Origin of the sequence: Streptomyces sp. NPDC001634, from assembly GCF_040298185.1 — a bacterium.
Taxonomy (GTDB): Bacteria; Actinomycetota; Actinomycetes; order Streptomycetales; family Streptomycetaceae; genus Streptomyces.
The window spans coordinates 1-16,803 of sequence record NZ_JBEOZU010000139.1; the positions used below are offsets into that span (position 1 = coordinate 1).

General features: G+C 71.1%; 13 protein-coding genes. 6 read left to right on the plus strand and 7 right to left on the minus strand.

All coding sequences use genetic code 11. The features are described 5' to 3' along the window. Nucleotides 1-1,257 (minus strand): alginate lyase family protein (locus ABT186_RS44780; RefSeq protein ID WP_351930157.1); only part of this gene is annotated, 1,257 nt, incomplete at its 3' end. A 228-nt stretch (nucleotides 1,258-1,485) separates the two neighbouring features. On the opposite strand from ABT186_RS44780, the gene ABT186_RS44785 reads away from it, so the two are divergent. From ABT186_RS44785 to ABT186_RS44795, 3 genes are all read left to right on the plus strand, one after another. Continuing rightward, a complete protein-coding gene (locus ABT186_RS44785) occupies nucleotides 1,486-1,971 on the plus strand; it encodes an Lrp/AsnC family transcriptional regulator (protein WP_351237241.1) in 486 nt (161 codons plus the stop codon). A gap of 179 nt (nucleotides 1,972-2,150) precedes the next feature. After that, complete coding sequence (locus ABT186_RS44790) at nucleotides 2,151-2,636, plus strand: DUF2000 domain-containing protein (RefSeq protein WP_351930141.1); 486 nt, start codon at nucleotides 2,151-2,153, stop codon at nucleotides 2,634-2,636. A gap of 236 nt (nucleotides 2,637-2,872) precedes the next feature. Then, nucleotides 2,873-5,266 (plus strand): M4 family metallopeptidase, encoded by a 2,394-nt coding sequence (locus ABT186_RS44795; protein WP_351930143.1) that lies wholly within the window; start codon nucleotides 2,873-2,875, stop codon nucleotides 5,264-5,266. A 54-nt stretch (nucleotides 5,267-5,320) separates the two neighbouring features. On the opposite strand, the gene ABT186_RS44800 is transcribed toward ABT186_RS44795, so the two are convergent. Then, a complete protein-coding gene (locus tag ABT186_RS44800; protein ID WP_351930145.1) occupies nucleotides 5,321-6,115 on the minus strand; it encodes an N-formylglutamate amidohydrolase in 795 nt (264 codons plus the stop codon). Between the two features lie 96 nt (nucleotides 6,116-6,211). After that, nucleotides 6,212-7,093 (minus strand): fructosamine kinase family protein, encoded by an 882-nt coding sequence (locus ABT186_RS44805; protein WP_351930147.1) that lies wholly within the window; start codon nucleotides 7,091-7,093, stop codon nucleotides 6,212-6,214. Nucleotides 7,094-7,266: 173 nt separating this feature from the next. Between ABT186_RS44805 and ABT186_RS44810 the strand changes: the two genes are divergently transcribed. Further along, the gene (locus tag ABT186_RS44810) at nucleotides 7,267-8,244 is read left to right on the plus strand and encodes a polysaccharide pyruvyl transferase family protein (protein WP_351930149.1); all 978 of its coding nucleotides are present in this window, start codon (nucleotides 7,267-7,269) and stop codon (nucleotides 8,242-8,244) included. 94 nt (nucleotides 8,245-8,338) lie between these two features. Beyond that, nucleotides 8,339-10,081, plus strand: a complete 1,743-nt coding sequence (locus tag ABT186_RS44815; RefSeq protein WP_351930151.1) for a glycoside hydrolase family 15 protein — start codon at nucleotides 8,339-8,341, stop codon at nucleotides 10,079-10,081. Between the two features lie 22 nt (nucleotides 10,082-10,103). Here the strand turns inward: ABT186_RS44815 and ABT186_RS44820 are convergent, their stop codons facing one another. Beyond that, nucleotides 10,104-12,524: an ATP-binding SpoIIE family protein phosphatase gene (locus ABT186_RS44820; RefSeq protein ID WP_351930153.1), complete on the minus strand. Its 2,421-nt coding sequence runs from the start codon at nucleotides 12,522-12,524 to the stop codon at nucleotides 10,104-10,106. Between the two features lie 136 nt (nucleotides 12,525-12,660). Between ABT186_RS44820 and ABT186_RS44825 the strand changes: the two genes are divergently transcribed. After that, nucleotides 12,661-13,113, plus strand: a complete 453-nt coding sequence (locus tag ABT186_RS44825) for a DUF3052 domain-containing protein (protein WP_351930155.1) — start codon at nucleotides 12,661-12,663, stop codon at nucleotides 13,111-13,113. A gap of 107 nt (nucleotides 13,114-13,220) precedes the next feature. On the opposite strand, the gene ABT186_RS44830 is transcribed toward ABT186_RS44825, so the two are convergent. From ABT186_RS44830 to ABT186_RS44840, 3 genes are all read right to left on the minus strand, one after another. Next, a complete protein-coding gene (locus ABT186_RS44830; protein WP_351233265.1) occupies nucleotides 13,221-14,120 on the minus strand; it encodes a DMT family transporter in 900 nt (299 codons plus the stop codon). Nucleotides 14,121-14,207: 87 nt separating this feature from the next. Next, nucleotides 14,208-15,137, minus strand: a complete 930-nt coding sequence (locus tag ABT186_RS44835; RefSeq protein WP_351233267.1) for a UTP--glucose-1-phosphate uridylyltransferase — start codon at nucleotides 15,135-15,137, stop codon at nucleotides 14,208-14,210. Between the two features lie 344 nt (nucleotides 15,138-15,481). Continuing rightward, nucleotides 15,482-16,803, minus strand: a 1,322-nt coding sequence (locus ABT186_RS44840; RefSeq protein ID WP_502973519.1) for a vWA domain-containing protein, incomplete at its 5' end; no start/stop codon positions are given.

Genomic DNA, 16,803 nt, shown 5'->3' on the forward strand with positions numbered 1-16,803 from the left:
TCCGGCGCCGGCGCCGGAGCCCGAGGCGGGCGTCGGGGACGCCGACGCCTCGGCCGCTGTCGCGCGGTCGCGGGTGAACGTCAGCGTGCCGAAGCCGAGTTGGTCGTACCCGCCGCTGTTCGGGCCGTAGTCCCCGCCGCCGCCCTCCGGAGCCGTCTTGGCGGCGATCTGCGTGAGGTAGGGCGCGTTCAGGCCCCGGCGCTTGGTGTAGTGGTTGGCGATCATGGCCCAGATCGGACGCGTCATGGTTGGATTCACGCCCGCCGCCTTGCTCGCGGTCTCGTTGCCGGACCAGATGCCGGCCGCGCCCTTCTTCCGTGTGTTCGCCGTGTAGGGCACGGATCCGCCCATGCTCCACTTGGCCACGTACTGCGCGCCCTTGAGGAAGCGGTTGTCGTCGTAGCCGTACAGGTCGACGCCCTGGTTCCAGGCCATTTCGCACACCGTGCCCATCAGGCCGACACCCAGCAGGGCGTGGCCCTGGTCGCGGCCCGCCTCGACCCACTCGGCGAGGCCGTCGGAGTACACCACCGGGATGGCGTTCTTGATCGCGCCCAGTCCCTCGCCGTGCTTGAAGTAGGAGACTGCCTGATCGAACGCCGTGCGGTCGTCGCAGAGGATGCCGACGGCGAGGACGCAGGCCATGGCCGTCAGGTCCCAGTTCGTCCAGTAATTGGTGACGTAGGCGCCGTTGTGGTGCTTGAGGAAGTCCGAGCTGAGCGGCAGGAAGACGTCACGCATCATCTTCTGGAAGCGGGCCAGCGCGAATCCGTCGTGGCCGCGCATGAGTTCGGCGGCGTTGGCGAACTGGTAGCCGTAGAGCCCGGCCGCGAGAAAACGGTCGGCGCTGCCGTCGAGCCTGGTGAGTTCGGCCGACCAGGCGTTGAGGATGGCGACGGCGGTGTCCGCGTGCGCGGTCTCCCCGGTGATGTGCCAGCGCAGGGCGTTCTGATAGGCGGCGTGGACGTCGTTGTAGAGGGTGGCGTAGTTCTGGGGCGTACCCCCTCCCCGGTAGACGGTTGCCGCCGGACGGGCCGTCCAGGTGCTCTGCGCATGCGGGTTGGCGATGAGCCGGGCGAAACCCGCCTTGTACGGAGCGGCGCCCGCCGTGACCTTGGCCGCCATGCGGTTGAGGTCGGTTCGGGTGTGCAGCAGCCCGGGGTGCGCGAAGGCCGCGCCCGCCGCCGACGCCTCGGCGGTCGGGACGGCTGCGGTGACGACGGCCGCGCCCGCGGCCGTACCGGCGATCTTCAGCATGTTCCGGCGGCTGATCTGTGCTCTCACGTGCTTCGGTCCTCGGGTCTCGTGGGATGTTCCGATGCGGACGACTTCGCACAGGAGACGTTCCGGGCCGCCGCCGATAACAGAAAGTGGCGCAGGCCCGGGGCCGGCCGTCGTCACCGGCATCCGCGGGGACCGGTGCACATGTCCGGCGAACGACGGTGCTTGCCGAACTTCGTGCGGCGTACCGTGGCCCGTATGGACATGGACGCACTGGACCGTGCGCTGCTGCGCGAGCTCCAGAACGACGCACGGCAGACCAACCGGGACCTGGCCGCCAAGACGGGAGTCTCCCCGTCCACCTCGCTGGAGCGCGTGCGGCTGCTGCGTGAGCGCGGGGTGATCACCGGCTACCACGCGGCGGTGGACCTGGAGGCGGTGGGCCGCCCGGTCCAGGCCCTCATCTCCGTCCGCATCCGGCCGCCGGCCCGCCCCGTCATCGAGGGGTTCCGTGAATGGGCCGCCCAACTTCCCGAAACCATCGGGCTGTTCGTGACGTCGGGGGCGCACGACTTCTTGATCCATATCGCCGTCCCGGACGTCAACGGCGTCTACGCCTTCGTCATCGACCGTCTCACCGAACGCCGCGAGATCGCCGATGTGCAGACCGTCATGGCCTACGAACACGTCCAGTCCCGCCGTATCGAACCCGCCGCCGAAGGCCCGCGCACCCCACGGAGGACCCGGTGACGGCAAGGGGCTTCCCGCCGCACATCCGACGCTGCTTCCCGCGGATGACCGCACGAAGTGCGCCGCCGATGCCTCTGTCACCGGCGGTCGGCGACGAATATTCAGCAGGCCTGGGCTCCTGACGCACATCTGCATAGCATTTCGCCTTCAGCCCGCAGAAATGCTCAGGAGGCGAGGCAATGGCCGACGAAAACGCGACCATCACCCGCATCGGTTTCGCACCCGACGAATTCGACCCGACCGTCTCGACCCGCGCGGCACGGCTGAAGTGGGTTGTGGTCGTCGACCGTGATCTGCCGCCGGGCCGGGCCGTCAACGCCGCGATCTGTGCGGCGGCGGCGACGCAGTCCGCGGTGACGGGCCTGCTCGGCGACGACGTCGCCGATGCCGAGGGCACCGTGCACCCCGGGCTGCCCTGGGCCGGCTGCTCGGTGCTGGCCGCGGATGCCGACGCGCTGCGCGCCATCCGGGCCAAGGCCGCCTCGTACGCCGACACCTTCGTCGCCGACATGCCGGCCCTGGCCCAGGAGAAACTGGTCTACGCCGACTACCGCGCCGCCCTGAGCAGGACCGCCGTCGTGGACCTCGCCTACTGCGCCGTGAGCATCGTGGGACCGCGCAACCGCGTCAGCAAGATCGTCGGAAGGCTCCCGCTCCTGTCCTGAGGCCGCTTCTGACGGAGGGTGGGGCGCGGCCGTCGAGGGACAACCCTCGACTCACTGCCGTGGCAATGACATGCTCGGGTCAAGTCTGTCACCCTGCGTCCAGCCATCGCGGCCAGGCCGTTCCGGCCCGCCCGCGATGACGGTTCCGCACCGGTCAGCTCGTCCCGGACAGCACATCCCGTCTGCCCGGTCTGTCACCGGCCGTACGACTCGCGGCCGCAGCAGGAGGAGTACGAGTGAGACGAATTCCCCGAAAGGCGACAGCGGCAGGCGCCCTGGTGGCGACTGCCGCTATTCTCGCCGTGGGCATACAGACGGTCCCCGCGGCCGCCAAGCCCGCTCCCCACGCCAGTCCCCTGCGCAGCGGGGGCCTGGAGGCCAGGCTCACCCCCGCCCAGCACAGCGCCCTGATGAAGAGCGCGGCCGAGAAAACGACGCAGACCGCACGCTCCCTCGGCCTGGGATCGAAGGAGAAGCTGGTCGTCAAGGACGTCGTCAAGGACAACGACGGTACGCTCCACACCCGTTACGAGCGCACCTACGCGGGCCTGCCCGTGCTGGGCGGCGACCTGATCGTGCACACCCCGCCGGCCTCGCTGGCCTCCGGCACGATGAGCACCACCTTCAACAACAAGCACACCATCAAGGTGGCCTCCACCACGGCGACCTTCACCAAGTCGGCGGCCCAGAGCAAGGCGCTGAAGGCGGCCAAGGCCCTCGACGCCAAGCAGCCCGCCACCGACAGCGCCCGTAAGGTGATCTGGGCGGGCAGCGGCACCCCGAAGCTCGCCTGGGAGACGGTGATCGGCGGGTTCCAGGACGACGGCACCCCCAGCAAGCTGCACGTCATCACGGACGCCACCACCGGCGCGGAGCTCCACCGCTACCAGGCCATCGAGACTGGCACCGGCAACACCCAGTACAGCGGCACGGTGACGCTGAACACCACGCTGTCCGGCTCGACGTACCAGCTGTACGACACCACGCGTGGCGGGCACAGGACGTACAACCTCAACAACGGCACCTCGGGCACCGGCACCCTGATGACGGACTCCGACGACGTCTGGGGCAACGGATCCGGGTCCAACACCCAGACGGCCGGCGCGGACGCCGCCTACGGCGCGCAGGAGACCTGGGACTTCTACAAGAACACCTTCGGTCGCAGCGGCATCAAGAACGACGGCGTCGCGGCCTACTCCCGCGTCCACTACAGCTCGGCGTACGTCAACGCGTTCTGGGACGACAGCTGCTTCTGCATGACCTACGGCGACGGCTCAGGCGGCACGCACGCGCTGACCTCGCTGGACGTGGCCGGCCACGAGATGAGCCATGGCGTCACCTCCAACACGGCGGGCCTCGACTACAGCGGTGAATCGGGCGGGTTGAACGAGGCGACCTCCGATATCTTCGGCACCGGCGTCGAGTTCTACGCGAACAACTCGTCCGACGTCGGCGACTACCTCATCGGCGAGAAGATCGACATCAACGGCAACGGCACGCCGCTGCGTTACATGGACAAGCCGAGCAAGGACGGCTCCTCGGCCGACAGCTGGTACTCCGGGGTCGGCAACCTGGACGTCCACTACTCCTCCGGCCCGGCGAACCACATGTTCTACCTGCTCTCCGAGGGCAGCGGCAGCAAGACCATCAACGGCGTCACGTACGACAGCCCCACCTCGGACGGTGTCGCCGTCACGGGCATCGGACGGGCCGCGGCCCTGCAGATCTGGTACAAGGCGCTGACGACGTACATGACGTCCAGCACGGATTACGCCGGCGCGCGTACCGCCGCCCTGAACGCGGCCGCGGCGCTGTACGGCACCAACTCCACCCAGTACGCGGGGGTCGGCAACGCCTTCGCGGGGATCAATGTCGGCAGCCACATCACGCCGCCCTCCTCGGGCGTGACCGTCACCAATCCGGGCAGCCAGTCCTCCACCGTGGGTACCGCGGTGAGTCTGCAGATCTCGGCCTCCAGCACCAACAGCGGTTCGCTCACCTACGCGGCGTCGGGCCTGCCGACCGGCCTGTCGATCAACAGCTCGACCGGCGTCATCTCCGGCACCCCGACGGCGGCGGGCACCTACAGCACCACCGTGACGGTGACCGACAGCACGGGGGCGACCGGGACCGCAAGCTTCAGCTGGACGGTCAGCTCGTCCGGCGGTGGCGGCACCTGCTCTTCGACGCAGTTGCTGGGCAACCCGGGCTTCGAGTCGGGCAACACCACCTGGACCGCCACGAGCGGTGTCATCACCAACGACAGCGGTGAGTCGGCGCACGGCGGTTCGTACTACGCCTGGCTCGACGGCTACGGCTCCTCGCACACCGACACGCTGTCCCAGTCGGTGACGATCCCGAGCGGCTGCAAGGCGACGCTGACGTTCTACCTGCACATAGACACGTCGGAGACCACCACCAGCACCCAGTACGACAAGCTGACGGTGACCGCCGGTTCGAAAACGCTGGCGACGTACTCGAACCTGAACGCCGCCTCCGGCTACACCCAGAAGTCCTTCGACCTGTCCTCGCTCGCGGGGTCCACGGTCACCCTGAAGTTCAGCGGCGTGGAGGACTCCTCGCTGCAGACCAGCTTCGTCGTCGATGACACGGCCCTGACGACCAGCTGACCTCTCCACCCGTGGGGGCCACCCGCCGGGTGACCCCCACGGCATGTCCGCACATCACGTCACGGCGTCGACCAGGGCGGTCAGCGCCGAGGCGAGGAGGGTGAGCCCGGGGCCCGCGGCTCCGCCCGGTTCGGTCATGTAGGTGTCGCGACGGATCTCCACCATCAGGGCCGTGACCCGCTGCTGCGTGCCGTAGAACTCCAACGGCACGTACGCCCCGGAGAACGGACTGTCGACACCCGTCCCCCCGAACCCCGCGAACGCCTCGCGTGCCAGGGCGACCAGCTCGGGCGGCGTGTGGAAGGAGTCGGTGCCCAGGCAGATCGGCGGCCGGGGGCCGTCGCCGTGCAGTTCGTACGGCAGACGGGCGGTGGGATACGAGTGGACATCGAGGACGACAGCACGCCCGGTGGCGGCCAGCCGGTCCGCCACCGCCGCGGTCATCGCCCGCGCGTATGGATGGAAGTAGCGCCGGAGCAGCGGCTGCGGGTCGGTGTCGGCCGGCCGCAGGGGCCGGCGGTCCGTGGTGCGCGTGTACACCGCGCCCATCCCCACGGCCAGCATCTCCTCCCGTGCGTCGGGAAACCGCTCGGGGTCGATCACCAGCCGCGACAGCCGGTTGACGAACCGCCAGGGCTTGACCGAGGCGGCCTCGGCGGCCAGGTCGGCCAGCGCCGCCGTGTGCGCGTCCGTGATGTGGTCCAGCTCGCGGGCGAGTGCCGTGTCGTCGAGCAGGATGCCCGCACGCACGCCGGGCGGTATCTCCCGTGCGGAGTGCGGCACATGAAGAATCACGGGCGAGTCCCCGGCACCCGGCAGCAGCTCGAACGGTGTGGCGGCGCGGGACATTGCGGCTCCTTCACGTGCGGTGACCAGGTGACCGTACCCGCCCGACCCGGCGATCCCCGCACGCCGGACAGCCGGAAGTGCTCCGCCGGCGACGGGTCATTTCGCCAAGGTGGCCCGGGCTGTGGTCAGCGCCTGCTCGGCGTAGCCCCGGCCGAACAGCACCGCGTGGACCAGCAGGGGGAAGAGCTGGTGCAGTCCGATGCGGTCCGTCCAGCCGTCGGCCGGGGGCGCTGCCTCCCGGTAGGCGTCCACCACATGGTCCAGGTGCGGGCAGCCGAACAGATGGAGCATCGCCAGGTCGGTCTCCCGGTGCCCGCCGTGTGCGGCAGGGTCGATGAGCCAGACGTTCCCGTCATCGCCCCACAGGATGTTGCCGTTCCACAGATCGCCGTGGAGCCGGGCGGGCGGCTCGCCGGGACCCGCCAGTTCGGGCAGTTGCTCGCAGACGCGTTCGATCACGGCCGTCTCGGTGGAGCGCAGCGTGCCGTTGTCGACCGTGAGGCGCAGGTAGGGCAGTACACGGTGCTCCGCGTACCAGCTCGGCCAGTCGGCGCCGGGGACGTTGCGCATGGGGGCGAGCCCGATGTACGCGTCCTCGGGACCGCCGGGTGGCGGGGCGCCGAAAGCGGGGGCGCCCGCGGCATGCAGGGCGGCCAGATCCCGGCCGAAGCGGGCTGCGGCCCGGGCGCTCGGCCGGCCGGGCGGGACGCGGTCCGTCACCAGCCGGCTCCGGTCTTGGCCGTGCACCGCAGGGATGCGCACCGTGCCGGCGTCCGCCAGCCACCGCAGCCCCGCCGCCTCTGCCCGTAGGGCGGTGGGTTCGTCGCCGCGCTTGACCATCACGACCTGCCCGCCGTCGAGTGTGACTTCGGTGAGCGCCCCGGTCACCGGACGCTCCCGGCTCACCGGGCACCCGGTGAGCCGGGCCACCGCGGCGCCCGGCCCTTCGCCGGGTCCGGCCGCAGAAGGCGCGGTCATACGCCGACGCGCTCGCGCACCCGGGCGGGCGGGCGGGGCGGCACGGAGTGGGGCTTGGTCGGCACCAAGTCGAAGTCCTTCCCTGGTCGCGGTCCCTACCGTACGACGCCTTTGCCCGGCGGAGGTATGGAGGGCAATGGGGCAGTGGATGCGGCGATTCACGACTGGGACGAGTGAGCACGGACGGGAAGGGGAACTCGTACGTTGCTGTGTGCGCGAGGATTCTGCTGACCGGGTGGTTCAGCTTCTCCGACGCAGAGGCCACCGCGGGAGACGCGCTGGCCCTGCGGCGGGTCGAGGATGTCCTGCGCCGGGAGGCCATGGACTACGACGTGGCGTGGAGCCCCGGCTTCCGGCCGTCGGCGGTGCATCTGGACGACGTGCAGCCGACCGCGTACTCGTATCTGGTGTTCGTGAGCGGACAACTGCACGGGCCGCAGGTCGAGGACCTGCACCGACGGTTCGCCCACTGTGTGCGGATCGCCGTCGGCACATCGGTGCTCGACGCCGCAGACCCGGCGGTCACCGGCTTCGACTGCGTACTGCCGAGGGACGCGCCCGCCGCGCAGCCGCTGCCCGATCTCGCCGCCCACGCTCCCGTCGAACCGATGACACCGGTGGTCGGGGTGATCCTCGCCCACGGGCAGCAGGAGTACGGGGACAGACAACGGCTCGGCGAGGCGGCCGAGGCGGTGACGCGATGGCTGGCGGACAAGGACTGCGCGTGCGTCGATCTGGAGCCCCGGCTCGACAGCCGGGACTGGCGGCTGTGCGCCACGCCCGCGCAGTTCGAGTCCGTGCTGGCCCGGATGGACCTCGTGGTCACCGACCGGCTGCACGGGCTGGTCCTCGCACTGCGCGACGGGGTGCCCACCCTGGCCGTGGACCCCGTCGCCGGCGGGGCGAAGCTGACCGCCCAGGCCGATGCCTGCGGCTGGCCCGCCGTGGTGCCCGCCGACCGCCTGGCCACCCGGCGACTGGACCACTGGTGGCAGTGGTGCCTGACCTCCGGCCGGGTCGCGGCACGGCAGATACGCCATGAATTCCTGGAGGAATCGGACGAGGACAGCGCCACGTCACTGGTGGCCGCACTGACTCAGCCGCAGGGCTCGGGTTGGTCGGCCGGGAAGACGCACACTCGTACGAGGTGATCTTCGAGCGCGCAGTCGGCCGTACCCCGCCGGGCCGACTGCACCCCGGCAGCGAGGCGACGCCCGGCCTGCCCGGGACCAGGAGGCGGCACCCATGAGCACATGCTTCGCGCCTCACGCGCTGCACGACTACGCGTTGCTCGCCGACGGGGAGCGTGGGGCGCTGACCGGTCCGGATGGCGCCATCAGCTGGCTGTGCGCCCCCAGCTGGCACGACGACGCCGTCTTCGCCTCCCTCATCGGCGGCCTGGGCGGCTACGCCGTCACCCCGCAGGCCCGCCACGTCTTCGGCGGGTACTACGAGGAGGGCACCCTGATCTGGCGCAGCCGTTGGGTCACCACCGAGGGCGTGACCGAGTGCCGTGAGGCCCTCGCCTTTCCCGGCGAGCCGAGCCGCCTCGTGCTGCTGCGGCAGCTGCGCGCCGTGGACGGACCGGCCCATGTGCGGGTCCTGCTCGACCCGCACTCCGACTACGGCCGCGCATCCCGGACCTCCGCGCACCGCAGCGACGACGGTGTCTGGTACCTGAACTCCGGCCCCCATCGCCTGCGCTGGCAGGGGGCCTCGGCCGCCGTCGCCCTCGGCGAGGGTCTGACCGCCGAGATCGTGCTCGGGCCCGGCGAGCATCACGACCTGGTCCTGGAGTGCTCCGCCTCACCGTTGCCCCGCACGCCCCCTTCGGCGGAGCAGGCGTGGTCCGCGACCGAAGAGGCATGGCGAGAGGCCGTTCCCGGGCTGCACCGCACCACCGCCACGCGGGACGCCCGACACGCCTACGCCGTCCTGCGCGGCCTGACCTCCCACGGCGGCGGCATGGTCGCGGCGGCCACCACCAGCCTGCCCGATCGCGCCGCAGCAGGGCGCCACCACGACTACCGGTATGTGTGGATCCGCGACCAGAGCCATGCCGGGCAGGCCGCGGCCGCCGCCGGCGCTCCGGAACTGCTGGACACAGCCGTGCGCTTCGTCAGCGAGCGGCTGCTGGCCGACGGCACGCACCTCGCCCCCGCCTATACCGTCCACGGCACCTCCGTGCCCGACCCGCGGGAACTCGATCTGCCCGGCTACCCGGGCGGCTTCCGCCGTGTGGGCAACGGGGTGAGGAGGCAGTTCCAGCTCGACTGCTTCGGCGAAGCCCTTCTCCTCTTCGCGGCGGCCGAACGAAGGCAGCGGCTGGACACCACCGCGTGGCAGGCCGTCGACCTGGCGGTGCAGGCCATCGCCGAGCGATGGCGACAGCCCGACGCCGGGATCTGGGAGCTGGACGCCCGGCTGTGGACCCACAGCCGGCTGACCTGTGTGGCCGGGCTGCGTGCCATGGCCGCCGCGGCACCACGGCACCCGCTCGCCGGCACCTGCACCGGGCTCGCGGACACCGTCCTCGCCGCCACGTCGGCAACCTGCGTACACCGCGACGGCCGTTGGCAGCGCACACCCGAGGACCCCTCTGCCGATGCCGCGCTGCTGCTGCCCGCCGTACGCGGCGTGCTGCCCGCGGACGACGCCCGCACCCGGGCCACCCTGGCCGGCTGCCGGCGCCTGCTGACGTACGACCACTTCATCCAGCGCTTCCGCCACGACGACGGACCTTCGGACGAGACAGAGGGCGCGTTCCTGTTGTGCGGGTTCGCCATGGCGCTCGCCGAACACCAGCAGGGCCGCCCGGTCGACGCCCACCGCTGGTTCGAACGCAACCGCGCGGCCTGCGGCGCGTCGGGGCTGTACGCGGAGGAGTTCGACGTCGGCCGGCGCCGGCTGCGCGGCAACCTTCCGCGGGCGATCGTCCACGCCCTGTTGCTGGAGACGGCCGTGCGCCTCGCCGAGGGCCGTTCGTAGAGGCCGCTGCGTGCCCCTCGTATCAACCGACCGGGAGGGACTGTTCGGCCCAGATCGTCTTGCCGGTGGGGGTCTGGCGGGTGCCCCAGCCCTGGGTGAGCTGGGCGACCATGTGCAGGCCGCGTCCGCCCTCGTCGTAGGTGCGGGCACGGCGCAGATGGGGAGCGGTGCTGCTGGCGTCGGAGACCTCGCAGATCAGGGTGCGGTCCCGGATCAGCCGCAGTCCGATGGGCACGTCTCCGTACCGGATGGCGTTGGTGACCAGCTCGCTCACCACCAGCTCGGTGACGAACGCCGCGTCCTCCAGACCCCAGAGCGAGAGCTGGCGGGAGGTCTGGGCCCGCGCGTCGGCGACGACCGCGGGGTCCGACGGCAGAGCCCAGGCGGCGACCTGATCGGCGTGCAGGGCCCGGGTGCGCGCGAGGAGGAGGGCCACGTCGTCCGCTGGGGCCTCGGGCAGCATCGCCCTGAGAATGGCGTCGCAAGTGCCGTCCAGTGAGGGAACGGGAGCGGCCAGCGTTGCGCACAGCCGGTCGAGACCACGGACGATGTCATGGTCGCCGGCCTCGATCAAGCCGTCGGTGTAGAAGGCGAGCAGACTGCCTTCGGGCAGTGTCAGCTCGGTGGACTCGAACGGCAGGCCGCCGACGCCCAGCACCGGACCCGGGGTCAGCCGCACCACGCTGCACCTGCCGTCGGGCTGCAGCACGGCGGGCGGGACATGGCCGGCGCTGGCGAGCGTACAGATGCGGGAGACCGGGTCGTAGACGGCATACAGGCAGGTGGCACCGATCCCGCCGGTGAACGGTTCTTCCGCGACGGCACTGTCGTCGTCCGTGGTGAGGTGGGTGACCAGGTCGTCGAGATGGGTGAGGAGTTCGTCCGGGGGCAGGTCCACGTCGGCAAGGGTGCGTACGGCCGTACGCAGTCGCCCCATGGTGGCCGAGGCATGGATGCCGTGGCCGACCACGTCACCGACGACCAGGGCGACCCGGGTGCCGGACAAGGGCACAACGTCGAACCAGTCGCCGCCCACACCGGCCCCTTTACCGGCTGGAAGATAGCGGTACGCGACCTCCACGGCCGCCTGCCGGGGGAGGTCCCGGGGCAGCAGGCTGCGCTGGAGGGTGAGCGCGTTGGTGCGCTCACGGGTGTAGCGGCGCGCGTTGTCCACGCCGACGGCCGCCCTGCCCGCAAGTTCCTCCGCAAGGACCAGATCGTCCTGCTCGAACGGGACCGAGCCCTTCTGACGGGCCAGGACCGCCACCCCGAGCGGGATCCCGCGTGCCCGCAGCGGTATGGACATCACCGAGTGGAACTCGTGCTCGCGCACGCGGTCGAACCTCTTCTTGTCCTCGGCGAGCCAGCGGACGAAATCGGGGTCGTCCGTCGCGCTGAGCACCGGCTGCCCGGTTGCCAGGGCGCGGGCGGGAGGGGAGAACGGGGGATAGTCGTCGACCGCGCCGAGGGTGACGGCCGCTTCGGGCACGCCCTTGGTGGAGGACTGGTGCGCGACCCGCCGCAGTACGACGGCGACGTCGACCGGCCCGGGGACCGGCTCCTCGCCACGGGTCACGGAGTCGAGCAGGTCCACGCTGACGAAGTCGGCGAGCCGGGGGACGGCCAGATCGGCGAGTTCCTGGGCGGTGCGCGCAACGTTCAGGGTGGTGCCGATGCAGGTGCCCGCCTCGTTCAGCAGGGCCAGTCGCTGCCGGGCGGTGTGGTGCTCGCTGCTCTCGAACGTCGCGGTGCCGACACCGCGCACTCGGCCGTCGACCGGGTCCCTGACGGGCCAGAGCTCTATGACCCAGGCGTTCTGGCGGGAGGAGGGCGGCGCCGGTATGTGGCGCTCGTAGCGCATCGCTTTCGCCTCGTCGGCGACCCGCTGCACGCACTGCAGGAATCCTTCGTCGGCGTGGCTCTCGTCCAGAAGCTCCGGGTACGGAGACCGGTGCGGCTCGCCCTGGTCCGCCTTCGCGTGTCCCGACGCGACCGCGTTCAGCTGCCAGGAGCGCGACTCGGTGGTGTAGGTGGACAGCGCGATCGAGGACTGGGCAAAGGCCCACTCCACCATCCGCCGGTCGTGTTCGGCCTCGGTCGAACCGGTGGTGGCGGTCACGACGAATCCCTGCATCCTGCCGTGACCGTCCAGCGAGGGGTAGGCGTGCAGGGTCAGTTCGATGCGATGGCCGTCGCGGTGTCGCAGTACCGCCGTGCCGCTCCATTCCCGGGAGTCGATCAGCGCGAGTCCGGCCGCGTCGGAGGGCTCCCGGCCGGCGAGGAGATCGGTGGCGGGGCGCCCCACGACATCGGATGCGGGGTAGCCCAGCAGCCGCTGAGCCGCGCGGCTCCAGCCGGTGACGAGGCCCCCTGCGCTGATGATGGCCGTGGCGGCATCGGACGAATACTCGTAGTGACCGGAATTTTGCTCAGAAGCAGTCATAGCTGCTCACTTTGCGCAGGTGATGTTACTCACAGTCCCAGCGTGCGCGCCCGTAAAGGATAGGACAAATCAGACTCCTGTACGGGTGAGACGGGCACGATGGAGGCGTCCCTGCAACGGTCCGGAAGGACGTGCGATGAATGGCTCCCGCCCGGCAAGCGCCGCGACCGGTGGGTACTCGGGTACGCCGCTCGCCAAGAAGATCGGGATCAAGGCCGGGCAGCGGGTGCGGATCGTTCATCGGCCCGAGGGATGGGCGATCCCCGGTCTGCCGGAAGGCTGCGACGTGTCCGACGGTGGGCCGCAGGGGACGACGGACATCGTGCTCGCCTTCTTCCGGGCGCGGAAGGATCTCGACGAGCAGGCGGCCGGTCTGGCCCGCGCCCTTGCCCCGCACGCCATGCTCTGGATCGCCTGGCCCCGCCGCGCCGCGGGCCACGAAAGCGACATCACCGAGAACGCGCTTCGCGAGCTCCTGCTGCCGCTCGGCGTCGTCGACGTGAAGGTCGCCTCTCTCGGGGAGGACTGGTCCGGACTGAAATTCGTCTGGCGCAAGGAGCTGCGTGGGAGCGTTGACCCGCCCCGCTGAGGAGTCCGTTCCGGCTGAGGGTACGTTCCGGCTGAAGAGCAGGTTTCAGTCGAAGAGCAGGTTTCAGTCGAAGATCCGGCTTCGGTTCGCGATCCGGTTTCGGCCCCTTACGACGCCACGGGCGGAGTGCGCCGGGACCTGGCGGCGGCACTGTCCGGCGCCTGGCTCATGGTGGGCACCACCCGGCTCAGCCTCACCACCCCCCAGGCGATGAGCGCGACCCCGATCACCTCTGGCAGAAGCCACCAGCCGGTCCGGATCTCCTCCCCGAACAGCGTGACGCCCAGCAGCAGGCTCACTGAGGCGTCGCCGATGGTCAGCGCCGGCTGCGACGCGGCCAGCGCGCCCGCCTGGAGCGCGTTCTCCAGCAGGAGGACGGCGCAGATACCGGTCAGTGCGAACCCGTACGTCTGCCAGGACGCGAGGAAGGCGGCAAAGCCGTCGTCCGCGAACCTGCCCGTGGCGGACTTCAGCAACGCGGCGGTCAGCGCGTTTCCGATGGCTGAGGCCGTGGCCAGCACAGCGGCCCGGAACAGGGGCGGGCGGCCCGGGCGGGCGAGCGCGACCGCCGCGGCCATGGCCCCCAGGCAGAACACCAGGACCGGCGTCCACCGGTCCATGGACGCCTGGTTCCTTACACCGGACGGCGCTGCGGCCCCGAGCACCAGTGCAAGTCCTGTGACCACCCCCGTGACCGCCCACCAGGCCGCATTCGGCAGACGTCGGTGCATGAGGGGAGCGGCGATCATCAGGGCGAAGGGCAGTTCCAGAACGAAGAGGGGCTGCACCAGTGCCATCGGTCCGTTCACCAGGGCCAGAGCCTGGAACAGGGCGGCACCGACGACCCCCGTGATGCCGATCAGCCAGGCGGGGCGGTGCGCGAGGTCGCGAATCAGCCGCAGGCCTCCGCCGCGCGAAACGGTGGACGCCGCCTTGCGCTGGAACGCGGTGCCCATCGCATTGCTGGCGGCTCCCATGACGGCGAACAATGCGGCGAGGGCGATCACCCTCCCAGGATGCCCTGGAGAGCTGATCACGGCTCCCCGGCCGGGCCGCTCGCCGCGATCCGGCCGGGGAGCCGTGAGAGGGGCGGGTCAGCTCGTGGAGGCGGTGTCCTCGGCCGGGCCGGCAGGGGCGTCGAGGTCATGGACCAGGCGGCGCAGGATCGGACCGTACTCGGCGTGGGCGAGGGCGGAGGCCATCTGGGCGACGAGGTAGTCGGCCGGGTTGCCGGTGTCGTACCAGCGGCCCTGGATGACCTGCCCGTACACCGCACGGGTGCCGGCGTAGGCGTTGAGGGCGTCGGTCAGGTAGATCTCGCCGTCCCGGTTCTCGTACCAGCGCCGGGTCTGCTCGCGCAGTTCGTCGATGATTCCGGGGGTGATGACGTAGCCGCCGATGGCCGCGTACGAGGACGGCGCGTCAGTCGGCATGGGCTTTTCGACCAGCCCAGTGATGCGCAGCAGGCCCTCGCCGAGGTCCTCCTTGACGACGGGCACGCCGTAGCGCTGGGAGTCGGCGGGGTCCATGGGCATCAGGGCCAGCACCGGGCAGGCGGTCTGCTCGTATGCGCGGATCAGCTGCTGGGCGCGGGGCACCTCGGCCACGAACACGTCGTCCGGCCACAGCACCAGTACCGGCTCGTCGCCGATGTTGCGGGCGGCGTTCAGTACGGGTGTGCCGTTGCCGTACGGCCCGTACTGGTCGAGGTAGGTGATGTGCCCCTTGCGGGCCAGTTCGGCGACCTCCTCCACCGCGTCGGCGTACGCCGTCTTGCCGTCGGCGCGCAACTGCGCGACCAGGCCGGGGTTGGGCCGGAAGTGGTCCTGGATGAGGGACTTTCCGCCGGAGACGACGATGGTGATGTCGGTGATGCCGGAGTCCACCAGTTCACGGACGGTGTGCTCGATCACCGGTTTGTCGCCGACCGGCAGCATTTCCTTCGGTGTGGCCTTGGTCAGGGGGAGGAGGCGGGAACCGAGTCCGGCGGCGGGGATCACGGCCCTGCGGATCGTCGGGGACATCAGCTCTCTCTCGGTCGAAACGGCAGAACCGCACCCGGATGGCGCGGCACCCGCCGACGCTATCAATGCGCCGGACTCCACCTGGATGACTACCCTGTTACCCGATTCTTGGGAAGGCGGGCCGGCGATTGTCCAAGCCGGGCCTCGCCGTGGCATGCCGCGCGGGTGGCCCAGCGGGAGACGGACGTGGCCCGCTCCCCATGTCCATGAGCACGGGCGCCCAGCGGTTTCGTTTTGGGGATCAGCGGGCGGACCGGGGGGAAGATGCTGCGATGTGGAGTGCGGCCGGGTGGATGGTCGCGGGCCGCTCGTAACGGGTGGTGATGCCGCGCCACTGCGTTTTCTCAGCCGATGGTGACGACACGCGCCCAGGGCGGCGGGGCGTCCGGAACGTAGTCGGGGTTCTCCTCGTCCACGGCGCGGGCCGGACGGGGAAAGAGACCGACGACGGTGCGGCAGGGCGGCTGCGCGGAGGGCCATGGCGTCTGACCGTCCGTCAGGGCGACGATCACGTCGGGGCGGGGCCGGGAGCGGAGCGCCCGGGCGAAACCGGAGCGCAGATCCGTTCCCCCGCCCCCGACCAGTGCGATGTTCTCGGCGCGGCAGAGCGGGACGGCGACCCCGGCCGCCGCGTCGCAGGAGATCACCGAGACCAGGTCGCGCCGCCCGCCCACCGCTCGCGAGATCGCCGCCACCTCCAGCAGCGCGCTGCCCAGCTCTGCGTCGCTCACCGACCCGGAGGTGTCGATCACGACGCAGACCCGGGGTGGCGTACGGCGCAGGCTCGGCAGCAGCACCCCGGGGACACCGGCCGAGCGCCGGGACGGACGCCGGTAGCTGTGGTTCTCGCCCACCCCCGGCGCACCGGCAGCCGAGCGGACCGCGGCCCCCAGCAGCTGCCGCCACGGCTGCGGCGGATGGAACGCCGCGTCCGCCCACCGGCGCCACCCCTCCGGCGCCTCGCCCGGTCGTCCCTTGATCCCCTCTGCGACCCGGAAGCGGACGGCGTCCCGCTGCTGTCTGCTCAGTCCGTGTGCCCCGTCGGGCCCCAGCTCCCACGGCCGGTCGTGCCCGTCGGCACCACTGCCGCAGTCCAGCCAAGCCAGCTCCGCGGCGAGCCCGGACATCGACGCCGTCCGCAGGTACTCCTCCATCAGCAGATCGTGGGGCAGCCGCAGCAGCGACGGCAGCACCGCCCCCGCAGGCAGGGGCAGACCGTCACCGTAGATGTCGTCGTTGATCTCGAAGTCGGCGGCGATGTTCCGCCGCAGCCTCCCCCAGCCTTCGACCGGGGGGACCCCCGTCTCGCTTCGCTCGCCCGGCCCGTGCTCCTCGTGCTCCCGTGCATACCGCTCGCCCCGCCCGTGGTGGTCCCGGAGCAGATGGGAGACCTCGTGCACCCAGACGCCCGCCAGCTCCTCCACCGGGGTGCGCGCCACGAAGCCGGGGGAGACGTAGCAGCGCCAGTGCGCGTCCACCGCCATCGTCGGCACCGACCGGTCCTCCACCACGTGCAGCGCGAAGAGCGCGGCGGCCAGGTAGGGGCGGACCCTCACCGCGTGCAGTCGGGCGGACAGCAACTTCTCCATGTCCAGCGGGAGTCCGGGCGAGCCGACCGGCTCGTCGGAGCCGGCCGGCGGCCCCGGCACGGCGGCCCGCACCGGGC

Excerpts from the sequence above, each read along its gene's own strand:
- ABT186_RS44805 (WP_351930147.1), bottom strand. The coding sequence starts at position 7,093 with ATGACCGCGCCTTCTGCGGCCGGACCCGGCGAAGGGCCGGGCGCCGCG.
- ABT186_RS44800 (WP_351930145.1), bottom strand. The coding sequence starts at position 6,115 with ATGTCCCGCGCCGCCACACCGTTCGAGCTGCTGCCGGGTGCCGGGGAC.
- ABT186_RS44790 (WP_351930141.1), top strand. The coding sequence starts at position 2,151 with ATGGCCGACGAAAACGCGACCATCACCCGCATCGGTTTCGCACCCGAC.
- ABT186_RS44835 (WP_351233267.1), bottom strand. The coding sequence starts at position 15,137 with ATGTCCCCGACGATCCGCAGGGCCGTGATCCCCGCCGCCGGACTCGGT.
- ABT186_RS44785 (WP_351237241.1), top strand. The coding sequence starts at position 1,486 with ATGGACGCACTGGACCGTGCGCTGCTGCGCGAGCTCCAGAACGACGCA.
- ABT186_RS44820 (WP_351930153.1), bottom strand. The coding sequence starts at position 12,524 with ATGACTGCTTCTGAGCAAAATTCCGGTCACTACGAGTATTCGTCCGAT.
- ABT186_RS44815 (WP_351930151.1), top strand. The coding sequence starts at position 8,339 with ATGAGCACATGCTTCGCGCCTCACGCGCTGCACGACTACGCGTTGCTC.
- ABT186_RS44825 (WP_351930155.1), top strand. The coding sequence starts at position 12,661 with ATGAATGGCTCCCGCCCGGCAAGCGCCGCGACCGGTGGGTACTCGGGT.